Source organism: Microbacterium sp. H83 (assembly GCF_001650405.1).
GTDB lineage: Bacteria > Actinomycetota > Actinomycetes > Actinomycetales > Microbacteriaceae > Microbacterium.
In genome coordinates, this window is sequence record NZ_LWCU01000022.1 from 1 (window position 1) to 14145 (window position 14145).

17 protein-coding genes are annotated in these 14145 nt (G+C 63.8%); 3 read left to right on the forward strand and 14 right to left on the reverse strand.

All coding sequences use genetic code 11. The features are described from left to right. Window positions 1-1267 precede the first annotated feature (1267 nt). The 6 genes from A4X16_RS18480 to A4X16_RS10035 are packed head-to-tail and all read right to left on the reverse strand — an operon-like array spanning window position 1268 to window position 5849. Window positions 1268-1603, reverse strand: a complete 336-nt coding sequence (locus A4X16_RS18480) for an SdpI family protein (RefSeq protein WP_082914402.1) — start codon at window positions 1601-1603, stop codon at window positions 1268-1270. Window positions 1604-1632: 29 nt separating this feature from the next. Next, window positions 1633-2784, reverse strand: coding sequence for an ABC transporter permease (locus A4X16_RS10015; RefSeq protein ID WP_197491816.1), 1152 nt, complete (start codon window positions 2782-2784; stop codon window positions 1633-1635). Then, window positions 2781-3461, reverse strand: coding sequence for an ABC transporter ATP-binding protein (locus tag A4X16_RS10020; protein WP_067120111.1), 681 nt, complete (start codon window positions 3459-3461; stop codon window positions 2781-2783). Before A4X16_RS10020 ends, A4X16_RS10015 begins: the two co-directional genes overlap by 4 nt. Further along, a complete protein-coding gene (locus tag A4X16_RS10025; RefSeq protein ID WP_067120113.1) occupies window positions 3454-4587 on the reverse strand; it encodes a hypothetical protein in 1134 nt (377 codons plus the stop codon). Before A4X16_RS10025 ends, A4X16_RS10020 begins: the two co-directional genes overlap by 8 nt. After that, window positions 4580-5497, reverse strand: coding sequence for a hypothetical protein (locus tag A4X16_RS10030; RefSeq protein ID WP_067120115.1), 918 nt, complete (start codon window positions 5495-5497; stop codon window positions 4580-4582). Before A4X16_RS10030 ends, A4X16_RS10025 begins: the two co-directional genes overlap by 8 nt. Before the next feature lie 10 nt (window positions 5498-5507). Then, window positions 5508-5849 carry a hypothetical protein gene (locus A4X16_RS10035; RefSeq protein ID WP_067120117.1) on the reverse strand — a complete coding sequence of 114 codons (342 nt, stop codon included), beginning with the start codon at window positions 5847-5849 and terminating at the stop codon, window positions 5508-5510. 410 nt (window positions 5850-6259) lie between these two features. On the opposite strand from A4X16_RS10035, the gene A4X16_RS10040 reads away from it, so the two are divergent. Next, window positions 6260-6586, forward strand: coding sequence for a histone-like nucleoid-structuring protein Lsr2 (locus tag A4X16_RS10040; protein ID WP_067120207.1), 327 nt, complete (start codon window positions 6260-6262; stop codon window positions 6584-6586). A 296-nt stretch (window positions 6587-6882) separates the two neighbouring features. Further along, a complete protein-coding gene (locus A4X16_RS10045; protein WP_157560105.1) occupies window positions 6883-7494 on the forward strand; it encodes a hypothetical protein in 612 nt (203 codons plus the stop codon). A gap of 5 nt (window positions 7495-7499) precedes the next feature. On the opposite strand, the gene A4X16_RS10050 is transcribed toward A4X16_RS10045, so the two are convergent. The 3 genes from A4X16_RS10050 to A4X16_RS10060 form a co-directional block, all read right to left on the reverse strand. Continuing rightward, window positions 7500-7994 (reverse strand): hypothetical protein, encoded by a 495-nt coding sequence (locus A4X16_RS10050; RefSeq protein WP_157560107.1) that lies wholly within the window; start codon window positions 7992-7994, stop codon window positions 7500-7502. After that, window positions 7991-8587 (reverse strand): RNA polymerase sigma factor, encoded by a 597-nt coding sequence (locus tag A4X16_RS10055; protein WP_067120123.1) that lies wholly within the window; start codon window positions 8585-8587, stop codon window positions 7991-7993. Before A4X16_RS10055 ends, A4X16_RS10050 begins: the two co-directional genes overlap by 4 nt. 109 nt (window positions 8588-8696) lie before the next feature. Beyond that, window positions 8697-9068, reverse strand: a complete 372-nt coding sequence (locus A4X16_RS10060; protein ID WP_067120125.1) for a helix-turn-helix domain-containing protein — start codon at window positions 9066-9068, stop codon at window positions 8697-8699. A gap of 122 nt (window positions 9069-9190) precedes the next feature. Between A4X16_RS10060 and A4X16_RS10065 the strand changes: the two genes are divergently transcribed. Then, complete coding sequence (locus A4X16_RS10065) at window positions 9191-10015, forward strand: hypothetical protein (RefSeq protein WP_157560109.1); 825 nt, start codon at window positions 9191-9193, stop codon at window positions 10013-10015. A 33-nt stretch (window positions 10016-10048) separates the two neighbouring features. Here A4X16_RS10065 and A4X16_RS10070 read toward each other — a convergent pair whose 3' ends face one another. The 5 genes from A4X16_RS10070 to A4X16_RS10090 are packed head-to-tail and all read right to left on the reverse strand — an operon-like array spanning window position 10049 to window position 13976. Further along, window positions 10049-10672, reverse strand: coding sequence for a uracil-DNA glycosylase (locus A4X16_RS10070; protein WP_067120130.1), 624 nt, complete (start codon window positions 10670-10672; stop codon window positions 10049-10051). Then, on the reverse strand, window positions 10669-11307 hold the full coding sequence (locus tag A4X16_RS10075) for a deoxynucleoside kinase (RefSeq protein WP_067120132.1): 639 nt from the start codon (window positions 11305-11307) through the stop codon (window positions 10669-10671). Before A4X16_RS10075 ends, A4X16_RS10070 begins: the two co-directional genes overlap by 4 nt. Further along, window positions 11304-11780, reverse strand: a complete 477-nt coding sequence (locus A4X16_RS10080) for a nucleoside 2-deoxyribosyltransferase (RefSeq protein WP_067120134.1) — start codon at window positions 11778-11780, stop codon at window positions 11304-11306. The genes A4X16_RS10075 and A4X16_RS10080 overlap by 4 nt, the downstream gene beginning before the upstream one ends. Window positions 11781-11796: 16 nt before the next feature. Further along, the gene (locus tag A4X16_RS10085; protein WP_067120136.1) at window positions 11797-12672 is read right to left on the reverse strand and encodes an ImmA/IrrE family metallo-endopeptidase; all 876 of its coding nucleotides are present in this window, start codon (window positions 12670-12672) and stop codon (window positions 11797-11799) included. Next, window positions 12669-13976, reverse strand: a complete 1308-nt coding sequence (locus tag A4X16_RS10090) for a thymidylate synthase (RefSeq protein ID WP_157560111.1) — start codon at window positions 13974-13976, stop codon at window positions 12669-12671. Before A4X16_RS10090 ends, A4X16_RS10085 begins: the two co-directional genes overlap by 4 nt. Between the last annotated feature and the right edge of the window lie 169 nt (window positions 13977-14145).

Sequence of the window (14145 nt, forward strand, 5' to 3'; positions counted from 1 at the left end):
CGCCAGCGTTCATCCTGAGCCAGGATCAAACTCTCCGTAAAAAAGAAATGCATACCCCATCGGGAAAACGATGACGCAGCGAGTTTGATGCTGACCAAAGAGATATTCATTGCTGACTATCCGTTGCCAACCCCCCACAAAGAGGAGCTGGTCTTTGATCCAAAGGAATCTCATCCAGCCGAAGCTGAATCGAGGTTATTTGGCATTTGACAAGTGCACGCTGTTGAGTTCTCAAGGATCGGATGCTCCCCCGACCCAGTCATCACAACCAGGCCCGAAGGGCAACTTCTCTATCTTATCTGCGCCGTTTCGGCTGTCAAATCGACACGCCGTGAGGCTCAGAGCCAGATCCGCAACCCGGCGCTCAAGGCGCCGGAGCAACTTCACTAGCTTATCCGTTCCGAAGCGGCTGTCAAATCGGCAGTCGATCCGGGGTGGAAGCTCCAGGTCAGACAGAAGTGTGTCTGCGATCTGCTCCGAGGAGCTGATCGAGTGGAGGTGGTTCTCCGCTTGAGGGGGGTAAGGCTCTCGGCCTCTCCGCTTCCCTGTGGGGCGAACAAGTAATAAGTTACGCGGATCCCCGGGTTCCGGCAAATCAGGCCTGCGCGCCGGGCGTGTCGCCCCGGAAAGCCGCGGAAGACGACGGGACCACGCCGCCGACCGGCGGTGGATACGGCAGAAGGCCCCGAGCTGATGCTCGGGGCCTTCTGAGTTCCGGTGGGGTTTTCGCGTATCTCCGCAAGCCCTACTCTCTACAGGGATCGCAGATCGCTATTCCTACGCGTTTCCCACGCGATCCTTTCGCTATTCCCACGCGTGCCCGCTACTTCCCTACTCTCGCTTGAGAACGCGGCAGCTCATTGTCAGGATTCAGCGACGGTCGCGTTCTGTCCAGGTTCAGGCTCGCCGCCAGGCCCCAGGGCGAACGCCGCGGGCAGTGCACGGTCGCGTGTGGCCGTCCACCTCACCGCGCTTCGCGAGTCCGAGATGGTTGTCGCGTTTCGCAGCTCGTCGCCACCATGATCGCGGCGCCACACATCATGTGCGCGGCTTCGACGAGGAGGGCTCGAGGGAGCAAGAAACCTTCGCCACGGTAGAACAGCTCCAGGGCACTCCACTCACCGTTGGGCAGTCCGGAAGGCTGCGAAGTACCGCTACCCGCTGGCATGACAGGCACACCGCGACTACGGAACTCGCGGCCACGCGATACGCCTCGTGCCGACGCGCATCATCCGTCACCACTCGGCGGTTGCTAGCCGTCGTATGTCTAACCCTGCGTCGCTCGTCGCGCGGCCGCGCTACTCCAAGCTGCTCCCGAGAGCAGGATAAACGCCAGGATGACAACGATGAATGGTTCGTTTACGTATCCGAGGACGGCAGAGACCGTGCCACCGACAATTGCCGCACCACCCGTCAACGCCATTGGGAGAGTGGCCGCCCTATGGCCGACGCGCCAAGCTGTGTCGTTCGCGAGTGTGGCTCGTGTCCTTACCCCCATGATTCGGTTGCGCGGAATTTCCCCGCGGCAGGAAGCACGGTCACCAGAATTGCGATTGCGGCTACAGCGATCTCGATGTAGATCATGCGGCGACCTCCTCGGCATTCGTGGGCGTAGCTAGCGTTGCACGCTGCTCAGGCGCGCAGAAGTTCGCTCGGTGACACTCGAGTCGCAGCCCACGCGGGGACCAGCGCACTGACGCATCCCAACACCGCCGCGGCCCCAGGCAGAACGAGCAGGATCGTTGGCAGGATGAACATTGGGTACGCCCCTGCACTGACAGCGGCCGCGACGAGCGTGCCGACAAGGAATCCGACAACCCCTCCGAGTGCGCCCACGATGGTGCCCTCCACGACGATCTGGCCGGAGACGAAAGACCGGGTGTACCCCAGGGCGAGGTACAAGCCCATCTCCCGACGACGTTCGGTCAGCGAGGCGAAGGTCGTGGCGGCAAGCGTAAGGAATGCGGTGGCGCCGGCGATGATTCCGATAAGCCCGGTGAGGCTGCTACCTCTGTTCAGAATCTCGGTTCGTAGTTCTTGTGCGCTGGGTGAGCTGAGCACGGTGACAGAGTCGGGGGCCGCCGGCGCTACGGCGAGTGCGATTCGCTGCTGCAGGCGTTTGGTGACGTTCCCTTCGGTGGACACTGTGATCACCCGGCTGTCTGGAAGATACCCGGCGGCTCTCGCGGAGCCAGGCGGGAACACAACGCTTGCCGACATCCATGCCTCGTCGCTGGCGATGATCCCGATGACCGTGAACTTCCGCCCGTCGATGAGCACGGAGCCAGCTGCCACGTCCGGGTACTCCAGCTCACGTGCAACTCGAGTACCGAGGTAGACGACGCTTTCCTCGCCGGAGATGACTCCGTCCGACCCGAGGCCGCCGGACTTCACTGTCGCGCCCCCCGTTCGCAGTCCGCTGGGTGTAGCCACGCCGATGGCTGACTCGACGCTCCGGTCCGTCCTTGGGTTCGTGATGACGACGGAACCATTGGTGCGGTCCGGCGGCACGAGTGTACCTGCGTCAACGATCTGCGGCTGGGCGTCCAGCGCGCCGAGGAGCGTTGCCTCCTCGGCCGCCCAGGAATTTGCAGGGAGCAGCACGGTGACGCGAGAGCTCGTGGCCGATTCCAAACGTGCAGTGACTGCCTCGGAGGAGCCGACAGCTAGCGATGACGGAATGACGACCGCGGCGACACCTGCGCCGACGACAACGAGGGAGATGAGGTTCCGTCTCCACCGTCGGATGACGGATTTCACTGCGAGGCGCACGGTGCCGCTCACGAGACGACGCTTTCGGCCAGACCGTCCTTGACGCGTATCCGTCGCATGCATCGCGCTGCAAGCTCTTCGTCATGGGTGACGATGACGACCGCGGTGGTCGGTGACACAGAGGAGAGCAACGCGTCGACCACTATCGCCCCATTCGCACTGTCCAGGTTGCCGGTGGGCTCGTCGCAGAGCAGAAGGCGCGGTTCGCGGACGAGCGCTCGGGCGATGGCCACCCGCTGCTGCTCTCCTCCGGAGAGGGTCCTCGGGTAGGCGTCACTGTGATTGGTGAGGCCGAGCGCTGCGAGGTGCGCAGCGACCTGCGCCTGGCGGGGCACCTTCTTCTCCTCCTGTCGGTGCAGTCCTAGCGTCACGTTCTCTTCGACAGTCAGGTGAGGTATGAGGTGGAACGCCTGGAAGATGAAAGAGATCTCTGCCCGGCGCGCGTGAGCGACAGCCCGCGGCGATACTGAGAGAGCATCACGTCCGAGGATGTCGAGCTTGCCGCCGGTGGGCGTTTCCAACATTCCCAACATGCTGAGTAGCGTTGTCTTGCCGGATCCGCTGGGCCCCACGATGGCGACGGACGTGTTCGCTTCGATGGTGAACGTCGCAGACTTGACCCCCTGCTCCCCAGGCTCGAAGACCCGGCGCGCGTTCTCCGCGGTGACGAGGGCGGTGAGCTCATCCAAGGAGGATGACCTTCATTCCGTCGACGATCCCCTCGCCGCTGACCGCACAGTATCCGCCCGCGCAGAGTGTGACCTCGACGGGGTGATCACGGTACGGGTCCCCCTTGCCTGACCCCGATGAGGGCTCCCGTATGAACGTCGCTCCTTCGGCAGTTTCACGGATTGCGGTCGAGGGGACCCGCAACGCGTCTTCGGGTGAGCTTTCAACGACGACTTCCGCAGTCTCCCCGAGGTCACCTTGCGCCTCGGCGGGAACACCGTTGAGTGCGTACCAGCGTCGCGTATCGCTCGTTTCGTTTCCCTCGTCCTCATCCGAGACGTCCAGGATGGGCGTAGTGGGATCACCGATTGTCGCGGGAATCTCCGCACCGGAAGACGTCGACAGGGTCAGGGGAAGGCCGGCGAGATCCTGGTCGGCGTCGCTGGCCACGGCAACGGCCACGCCTTGGGAGCTCAGGACGCATTTCAGGCTGTCTGCGGTTTGTCCCACTCGCCCGCAGCCTGTTCCCACGGTGACGGGCGTGGAGGCAACGAACACATACCGAGACAGTGGAAGGCCCGTGTCACGCCAGCTCTCAGCGCGTGCACCGTCGGCAGTGACGACGGCAAAGCTCCGACTCTTGTAATGCTCGAACAGCGCGCCAGCGGTGGACGGCCCGAACAAGCCCGCCTTGTCGTTGATGGTCAGGCCGGTGCGACGAAGGTATTCCTGCAGCTGGGCGACATCTCCGCCTTCCGCCCCCTCAGACAGGTTGCGGTACGCGGGAAGCGCCCCTTGCATCACAATCACGGGTTGTTCGCTCACGCTCAGCAGCACCCCGCCGTCGTCAACCGTTGCCGGGGCGACACCGGTGACGATCCCGGAGCCGAATTGCGCTGACGGGATGTCCAGCGTTGACAGTGGCGTCGTTCGCACTTCCACTGACAGTGTCTTCTGCACCGATCCCGTGTCGACGGACGCGATCACGTCGACGGGTGCTTCGTCCGTCGCCTGGGTGGCTCCGAAGTTGCCGACACCGATGAAGACCAGCACCCCTACCGAGGCGACTGCGATGAGCAGCGCCGTGACGACCGAAGTGACGGTGATGAGAACTGATGCGCGTGCTCGCTGCTTCATGTCACCCATTGATGATGTCGACAGCTCGCTCCTTCACGAGCTTCAGCTCCTCCTGCATTGCCAGGAGCCTACCCTCGTTGGCTTTCAACCAATCGGCGGACTGGCTCGCGAAGGTGGAAGCGACAGTGTCACGGAGGTTCACCTCCGTCTGGCAATCGAAGTCAGCTTCCGCCAGCGCCTGCTCTTCGGAACTGGGGGCTTCCCCGGGCGCGCGGTAGGTCCCGAAAAGTTCCTGCGCGAGAGCGGGGGCGTCGAAATCGTTGACGTCATAGCCCTGCGCATCCATGCACTTCTCGTAGTCGGGTGCGAGCGCGGAGACCTGAGCGTCACGTTCGTTGCCGGCGTCGCCGGCGGTTGATAGGTACTCGTTCACGAGACCGGTGAACGCGAGCGCATCCTCGACGGAGCCGTACAACGCTGTCTGAGCTTCGGCAATGCAGCCTTCTTTGGATGTGGAGAGCTTCATGCCGTTGTCGAGGCTAACTTCGATCTGCTCCGAACCGTCAGGGCCGAACAGCGCGCTGTAGTACTTCTCACGGTCGCTGCTGCTCAACGATTTCTCCCATTCGCTGACAACATCCGTGCCCTCGCTGATTGTCGTCGCGTATCCCGTCCGCCTTGCTTCGTCTGCGGACGCGAACAGGTTCGACAGCCCGTACGACAGCGGAGTGGATTGCGCAGCATCCGAGTCGAACGGCATGTTCAGTCCGGCTGCGCGCACGCATTCCTGAACACTGAGGGCTTGGGCAATGCTGATCTCCGGCGGGAACGCCGTGAGGGTAGATGCGGCATCGAGTGTTTCCTCGGAAATGTCGCCTGAGCCTGTCGCTCCGGTGCAACCGGCAAGAAGTAGGACCGAGCCCAGGCCCGCAACCATGATGAGGTTGCGGACCTGGACCCGAGAGTTGATGCGTGTCATGAAGGTGCGCTCAAGCCTTGCGGTAGTGGTCGATCTTGTTGTTGTTCCCGCTGAAGCTGCTCACGCTCGCGCCGGCGGGGATGTACGCCAGCGTCTCCTCCTGACCGAACGCGGTGTTGTTCTTCGCGTTGTAGTTCTTGCTGGTCTTGTTCTGCGCGGAGTTGGTGACGTCGTCGGGCACCTCGACGAAGTCGCCGTTTCCTCCCTGCCAGGTCGTTCCGCCGTAGTTGTTGGCGTCGTAAGAGCACATGTTGCCGGTGTTGCATGTCGCCGCGTAGGCGGGGGCGACTCCGAGGCCGACCATCAGAGCGGCTGCGGCAGCAGCGGTGATGGCGCCGGTCTTCTTCTTCACAGTTGTTCTCCTTGAATCAGGTGCGATGAGTGAATGAGGCCTCAGGGTCTTTCTAGCTGTGCGCGACGTGGGCGTCTGTCCGCCACATGGGGGACACGGGCATGTCCGGGGGAAGACCTAACAGTCGAGCTGCACCGTTCCTCCTACAACTCCAGGCGAGTGCAGCCGTGATTTTTCCCGCTCAGAGCGCGTTTCTTGGCGAGCGCGTAGGCCGGTGCGCCTTTAGGAACGGTTCACCTTTGGTGGCGTCATTCAGCAGATGTTGTCTCAGTTTCTGTACTCTCCGACACGTGCAGCGTTGAGCAGAGGCGGTATGCATCGCATCCATCACGACAACGAGGAAAGCCATCCCTTGTAGGCTCCAGAGGACCGTGACGTATATGAACGTCGCTCCTCGTGATTGGACCTTCATGGCACAGCGTCGAATCGTCGAACTCATTGACGACTTGGACCAGACGACCATCGACGAAGGCGGCACGCTCACGTTCACCCTCAACGGCGCCGCGTACGAGATCGATTTGACCGAGGCCAACCAGCAAAGGCTCCGAGACGCGCTCGCCCCGTTCATCAAGGCCGGACGGCGCGTACGTCCCTCGGCATCCCGCCGCTCCTCCGCCGTGTCGCCCTCGGCGCACGAGAGGGACGCTATTCGCACGTGGGCGCGGCAGAGCGGGTACAGCGTGAGTGATCGCGGTCGCATCGCAGCCGACATCGTCGCGGCGTATCGCGCCGCGTAACGTCGACTCCCCAGTCAGACGCCTCAGCCACCCGCTGACGGGGCCCCTTCTGACCCTTCGCGTCTAGCCCTTTCCTCGGGGGCGGGCACCTCGATGCCTTCGGCGCGCCACGGCGCCGAGCACACCCGCCGCCACCGCGCAGAGTGGCGGCATTCGGCGCGCCCGAACGGCGGCCAGCCCGTGGTCGAAGACGCGACGGACTACAGAGATCAAGTCAACCCGCGAGGGCAAATTCGGCGTGATTACGCGGAAATCGTCCTGCTGAGCGGAGTGACGCAGGAACCCCGGAATGGGGGTTGGACATACCGAAGCGAATCCAACCCCTACCGGAGGAGCTTCCTTTGTCCCGACGATTCCTGGCCGCCGCCGCGGCGCTCATCGCAACCCTCGCTTTCGCCGCGCCTGCACCGGCACTCGCATCCACGCCACCCGCTGCCTGCACAGTCGGGGGCGTAGCGATCCCCGACGGCGCACCGGTCCCCGACGACGTCCCCACCGTCATCTCGTGTTTCGATTCGGTCGAAGCCGCGGAGCAGTTCATCGAAGATGGCGCACCGGGCGATTACCAGCAGCTTCACCCGGACGTCGAGAATGCTCGCGCGGCCGTTGCAGCCACCGTCACGGTCGGAAAGATCTGGACGGGAACCTCGCGCTCCGGCTCCGTCCTCATCCATTGGGGCTCCGGCAGCGGGTGTTACGGCGTGACGTTCGGATTCCCGAACCTCGGATCCGGGTGGACCAACAACGTGCGCTCCGCAGAAGGGTTCAACAACTGCTGGTCATCGCAATACGACGGAACGAACTACACCGGCGCGGTCCTGACCTGCGCCCCCTACTGCTCCTCGCTGGGAGCGCTGGCCGCAAAGACCTCGTCCATCGTCTACCGCCCGGTCGGAACCTTCGGTTGATCCGCTCAGCTCCGATACGGGTGCAAGCGAAGCGTCGAGCACTCGATCTTCCCGGGAACCACCGCAGCTTCGCCGTTATCGGTGACACAGGTGGTGAACTCGGACGGGGCAACAGCCGGCGCGGGCGTCGCTGACAGAGGGTCTGTTTCGGTGAACGCGCCGGACTCCCACATCTGAATGCAGACAGCCTCAGCGTCTTCAATCGGCACGACGCCGTCTGGCGTGGCGATACTCACCGCCGCGCCAGACAGCGTCCCGTCCGGGTTCCGATACGGCCCTTCCAGGCATTGAACGATGCTGGTGTCGTCGACCGGGCGCTCCTCGAGGAGAATGACGGCCGCGACTCCCGCGCCTGCCACGACAAGAACGCTGGCGGCGATAGACAGCCGGCCGGCCAGGGTCTTCCACCATGGCCGACGCGACAGGTCTCGGCGCATCTGCTCGATGAGCAGATCCTGCACCTCGCGGCGGTGCGGCATTCCTTCGGACGGGTCAGTCACGCGTTCGCCTCCTCTGTTGTCGGAGCATACTCATGAAGCGTTCCGCGCAGACGGCTCTTGACACGCGACAGCCGCGACTTGACCGTCCCCTCGGGTATGCCGAGCACGACCGCTGCTTCTGATGCAGGCAGCTCTTGAATCATGCACAGGATGACAACGCTCGCGTCACGCTGGTTCAGGTCGAGCAGAGCCCCACGCACGTCGTTCGAGATCTTCAGGGAGTCCATCGCTCGGGCGACTTCGTCGGCATGGTCGGGGACGTCTCCGTCGTGCGGAATACGGTTGAGGAGCCGCTGATATCGGCGGCGGGAGCGAAGGCTATTCTTCGCGGCGAACGCCGTGGTCGCCAGGAGCCATGGCAACACGGATCCGTCGACGACCCGGACCTTGTCGCGCTTGCGCCACAATTCGAAGAACGCGGTTGCCGCAACCTCTTCAGCATCCCATGTGGTGCGCATCAGCACGAGAGACATTCGCCACACCGGAACCTGATGCCGGTTATGCAGCATTCGGTAGGCAGGTTCATCGCCGCGCGAAAGCCGGAAGAGGAGTTCGCCATCAGGGGGCGTCGTCGCCTCTGCGTTCTCCGACACTGCCTCACCTCGTAGTTCGCCGACATCGGAAAACTCCGACTGCCCTCCCTGATTCTAAAGGGACTCATCTGTGCACGCGGTCGCGTCGGAGAGGTGGCGACGGACGACGCTATGCAGCCGTCGTCAGGGTCGCGGCGCGGAGCGCCTTGACGTGAGCGTCTCGTGCGTCTCGAGGACTGCACTGCAAGTAGCGATGGCACTGGGCGCGGAACGTCTCATACGTTCCGTAGCCGTAGCGCCGCGCGACGACGGACATGGGAACGTCGGGGCGAAACGCCGAGACCGCCACGACCTGCCGGAGACGGCGCCGGGCGAGGATCTCGGCGACGCTCGGACAGCCGACGAATGCCCTGTCGAGCTGGCGTCGAGAGACGTACAGCTCACGGGCCAACCAGGCGGGACCGACGCGGTGATCGCGGTAGTGGAGGTCGATAAGCGCAAGACAACGTTCGCGTAGTTCGTCGAAGTTGGTGGCCCTCATAGAACGTAATGTCCGGGTATGCCGCCACGGTTCCCACATACGTCAGATTGATGTCGGCTCGCCTCGTGGCAACTCGATCACCCCGGTCCGGCAGATGGCTCCGAGAGCTCTAGTGTGTGTTCGTGACACTCACTCGCGACGACCGCAACAACGTAGCAATAGCTCTGACCACGTTCGCAGACCTCGGCGACGTCCTCATGGCAGAGCTCCGGTCCACGCCCCCGCCGGAGGACTCGCTGATCCAGGAGTGGAGTGATGACGGGCTTGCTGGCGAGCAGGTCATCCGCGCATTCACTGCCGTCAATGCGGCGATACTCAGCGGCGCCGACCACCTCCGGTCGCTGAACCACCTCGCTCGAGTCGCGACGACCGCCAGCGTGACCGTCGCCCGGGGAGCCGTCGAGGCATACGCGCAGGCCGCGCACTTGGCGACCGCACAGTCCGCCGCCGAGTTCGCCGACCGCCACTTGTCGGCGCTGCACAAGGAATATGGGTTCCTCATCCAGCACGCCGCGACGCTGACCAATCTGAACGGCGAGGTCCTCGATGCTGCGGCAGAACAGTCGAAGGTAGAGGCGGAACGGCGGGAGCTTGGGCTTGGTGACGCTCGTCCCACGGGCATGACCAAGAAGGTGCTCAACCTCCTGAACATCGCGACGACCGGCACGAGCGGCGCCCACGTCTATTCGGGGTTATCATCAGTCGCGCATGCTCAACTGACCGGTGTCGGAGCGTTCATCTCCGTGGCCGAGAAGGAAGTGAAGGGTCTCGCTTCTGACCGCGAAACTCTCGTGAACCTTGTGTTCATGACGTCCGCAGCGGCCGGCCAAGCGCTGAACGACGTTGCAGGTCTCTTCGGCAACCAGACGGCACACCGGTTCGCGCTCGACCAGGCGAAGCGCATCGTGTCCGAGGCGCAGACGGCGCTCGTCATCGCGACAACCTGAAACACGACGCCGACGTCTTCTAGCGGCTGCGACTCAGAGCCGCCACCGCGTGACGACTTCGTCGAATCCGGCGTTGAACTCCGGCACTCCCCCGAAACTGGGGTGTCGGACGGTGACCGCGAGGTCCGAAGAAGACATCGACTGGACCGTAGGCACCGCCTTCCCGGTGACCCGTGCGACACTTGCCGCGGCGTTACCGCCAACGGCAATGACCCGTCGTCCACGGATGGCTGCGCGTAGGACGCCGTCACCTGCTGCGAACTCCACGCTCGTGGGTCTGCGGTTCTTGTCGTGACGTCCCGGGAGGAACGGGTGCAGCGGGAAAGCGTTCCACAGCAGAGCGCGGTCATCCAGCCCGTGCGCCGCGAGGGCGCGGTGAACCGTTGTGGCTGAGGCCTCGCGGGTGCCCGGCAGCCCGACCATGGTCGGGGAGGTGAAGGCGACGCCCGACTGGCGGGCACCTCGCCATCCGGCGGCCTCACCCACTAGGACCAGATCGCCGTGCTCCACGTCGCGCAGGTGCGCCGTGAGCTGATCTCGACGCTGTGCCGCCGACGTCGCAAACTGGGCGCCCTGGTCGCTGCTGTCGAGATAGAAGTTCGTGGCCGTGGCGGTGGACGGTATCGCCATGACCAGGTTGAGCAGGGTGGAGGTCACCGAGTGGGCTCTCCGAGGTGGGGCGTCAAAAGGTCGACGAGCTGCTCTTGCCCTTCGGGGGCCATCAGTTCCCAGTCCGCGGGAACACGAACGATGGCAGACTTGTCCCACTCGTCGGCGAACCGCTCGAATGCCTGATGGAACGCGCGCAGACGGACGACATCCGCCGCCTCGCCCTCGCGTGCACGACTGAGGACGCGCTCGACCAGTTGCTCGTCGGTCATCTCCCGATAGATCAGCAGGGCGGGCACTTCATACTGCTTCTCGATCTCACGGTTGAGAGCGGCGAGCAGTGCAAACTCGCGGTCGCTCAGTGTCTTCTGCTCGTGGTTCGCTCGCGAGTATGCGCCGTGGTGCTCAAACGGTGTGCGGTCTTCGATGATGATGTCCGCGGACGTGTCCTGCAGCCGCGTTCGCAGCTTCTCGTGCCGTTCGGCGGATGCCGCAAGGAAGTGGGCCTGGCTGGCGAAGCCCCACCGGGCAGGGTCATTCTGCGCGTCGATGAAGAACGGGTTGAGCTTCTCGATCTGTCCTTCGAGGAGCTCATCTGCGTTCCACCGGGACATCACGATGTTGGCGACGGTGGTTGCGCCCGCGGCGACCGCGCCGGTCGCGACGATATAGCGGGCGGTCATGCGACAGCCCTCGTGTGAGGGGTGACGTTGCTCGGGTGTCCGAACCATGTCTGAGGCATGCCGAGCCAGTGAGCGATGGCGTCAGCCAGCTGCGTTGTGTTCGCGAACTCGCTGACCATCCCGCCGGCGTCCGTGATGAGCCCTTCGGCGAAACGAGAGCCCTTCTCCCCCTGCCGCTTCAGACCCAGTACTCGACGTCCGGAAGCTGTGGACAGCGCGATCTCCGCCCCGACGCCGGTCGAGGGCAGACCGATGTGCGCAATCACGGCGTCAGCGCTGTTGAGCGCCGAGATGTCAGTGGCGAACACGGTGCGAGCGGAAAGGCCACCCGCGGTCACGGGATCCGTGGAGTGATGGGGCACGTAGGCTTCATGCCCCATCGAGGTGACCAGTTCGGCCAGCTCGTCGTAGAAGTCGCGGGCGACCCCGAGGTCGGAAGAACCCTGCAGTGGACCAGAAATGTAGATGCGCATGCTTCCCTCTATGCGTCTAGTTGTTGGGCTGCTTGTAGAAGACAAAGACACGTTCATACTGCGGCCTCTCATCGCCGACATCGACGAGCGTCTTGCGGAGGCTCACTACGTGCCATGCTCGCACGTCCGCCATTGTCGCAACACCAGGAATGTCTGCGGATACGCTGACCGCCGTCGCGTCGCCGTCGCGTGCCGCTGCGGTCACGATGTCGGGATCGAGTCGTCCGGATGACATCCCATCAGGAACGAAAACTGCGCCCGCGCGCTGTGGCTGTTTCGCGATCCTCCACGCCGGCCCCTTGCGGTGTTGTGTCGAGTACTCCCAGATCACGAGCGACCACTCCGGCGCGACCTCGGTGATGCGTCGCGCTGCCGTTTCCAACGACACATGAAAGTGGGAGGCGAGCGTCTCGACGGTCTGCCTGTCCGGTGACCCCTGTTCGTCGAGGGCAGCGCGGAACGGCGCAGTCGGCATGAGGATATGAGCTGCGCCGATATTGCACAGACGCTCCACGCGTGTGAAAAGTTCCTGCGAGCGCAGCTGCTTGACCAGTTCCGGGTAATCCGCCACCGCGGTGAAGAGCAGGATATGGCCGAGCTCGTGCGCAACGGAGAAGCGACGGCGCTCCCCTGACATCTGCAGCGGAACCCGGACGTGCCAGCGCCCGTCGACCACGGTGAGTTGTCCGTGCTCGGTAAGGTCATTGTCCGCCCCGCGCTGCGCCGGCTGATAGCTGACGGTGGCCCCGAACCGCGTGGCCACGGCGCGAGGGTCGATGGGCACGAAGGAGACGAAGTCGGCGGTGGTGTGCTTCGCCGCCTTCTCCATGGCGAGTTCTGGAGTGTCCGCAGCCCACGTGCGGCGGAACATCTCGAGGGCGCGTGCGGTCACTCGCCCCTCTCACGACGAACGTCGTCCAGTGCCTGCGCAACATCCTCGGCCGTGAGCTCGCTGGCCCGGTCTTCTCCGCGGGACGCGAGCACGAAGTCAGCCTGGCTGAGTCGCTCGCGCACCTGCAGCATGTCTTCCAGGGTGATGTTCTGAGGCGCGACTTCCATGGCACCGAACATGTCGACGAGCCAGCCCAAGTCGTTGGCTTGGTTCGCCCCGGCCACGACACGGGACGCGACGCCACCCTGGTTGAACTGTTCGATATCGGCGAAATCGAACAGCGTCCCTTCGGTGTCATCACCTTCGTCCATGGCCACGTCGAGCAACGGCATGATGTACTTTGCTGCACCTCCACGGAAGTAGTCCGGGAGCGCATCGAACTCCGCCCGTGCTTCTTCCCGCAGTTCACGCTTGCCGAGTCCGTACGCGTACAGCACGTTGAACAGCGCCGCCCAATACTCTCCCAGAGCTTCGCGTGCTTCACTGGCGAGAGCCTGCAGCTCTTCCAGAGTGCTGCAATGCCGGAGCTTGGCCTCGTACTGGGCCAGGAGCTCCGCCTTCTTCAGTGCGTCTCCGCGCGGCATCTCCGGCATACGGATAGAAGTCGGGCTCGTGACAGTGAGAGTCTTCTTCACCCCCGCGTCGTGCGATTCGAACACGTGCATGGATGCTGCCCAGTGCACGTACCGGGCGAACGGGACACCGATCTCGGCCGCGACCATCTCCCCGATCATGGAGAACTCGAAAAAGTTATACGGCAATAGGGTGAAGGCGTTGTTGGAGCGCATCACCGTTGTCATGATGAGTCCGCCGTCGCGGACATGGAAGAAGATCCCGAACGTGCACGGGATGTCTTTCGACTTGCGGATCGCGTCGTCGGGCAACCAGACGACCGCCGCCGCGCGGCGGCTCGCGGGGTCGTGACGCAGTTCCGCGACGACGCCCTCGAGCTGGTTTCGCCCCGGCGACGCGCTGAAGATCCGGCGCCCGTATGACGAGCCGGGGACGCTGATGCCGTTGTCCGTGAAGTCGCGAACCTTATCCTCGTAGTACGCGATGTCTTCGAGGCGGTCGGAACCGCTGACGAGCCAGACGAACCGGGCAACGCCGGCCACCGTGTTGAACGGATGCTCTCCGCCAATGATGCGCTGGAGCGGATCTGCCATGCCGGTGGTGTAACCCATCAGCTCGCGGAATCGCCCGCGCGTCTTCTCTCCCGCGTCAACCGCAGACCCTGACTCGGTCAGGTCTCGAATCGTCTGCACATGCGCGGCTGCCACGTGTTCCGGTACATCAACGCTCACAGCTGTCCCCTTTGCTCGGTCGAATCCTATGAGCGCGCGTGAACACGGGTCAATGCACGCGCATTCACCTTGTCTCTAACTCTGTAGTGGCCGCGATATCGCGCACTGCGTATCGGAGCGTCTTGACGGACATGGAGCATGTCACGCGACTACAGAGTTAGAGACAGAT

Coding starts and splice junctions, on each gene's coding strand:
- A4X16_RS18480 (WP_082914402.1), bottom strand. CDS start 1,603: ATGCCGAGGAGGTCGCCGCATGATCTACATCGAGATCGCTGTAGCCGC.
- A4X16_RS10025 (WP_067120113.1), bottom strand. CDS start 4,587: ATGGGTGACATGAAGCAGCGAGCACGCGCATCAGTTCTCATCACCGTC.
- A4X16_RS10030 (WP_067120115.1), bottom strand. CDS start 5,497: ATGACACGCATCAACTCTCGGGTCCAGGTCCGCAACCTCATCATGGTT.
- A4X16_RS10040 (WP_067120207.1), top strand. CDS start 6,260: ATGGCACAGCGTCGAATCGTCGAACTCATTGACGACTTGGACCAGACG.
- A4X16_RS10060 (WP_067120125.1), bottom strand. CDS start 9,068: ATGAGGGCCACCAACTTCGACGAACTACGCGAACGTTGTCTTGCGCTT.
- A4X16_RS10075 (WP_067120132.1), bottom strand. CDS start 11,307: ATGACCGCCCGCTATATCGTCGCGACCGGCGCGGTCGCCGCGGGCGCA.
- A4X16_RS10080 (WP_067120134.1), bottom strand. CDS start 11,780: ATGCGCATCTACATTTCTGGTCCACTGCAGGGTTCTTCCGACCTCGGG.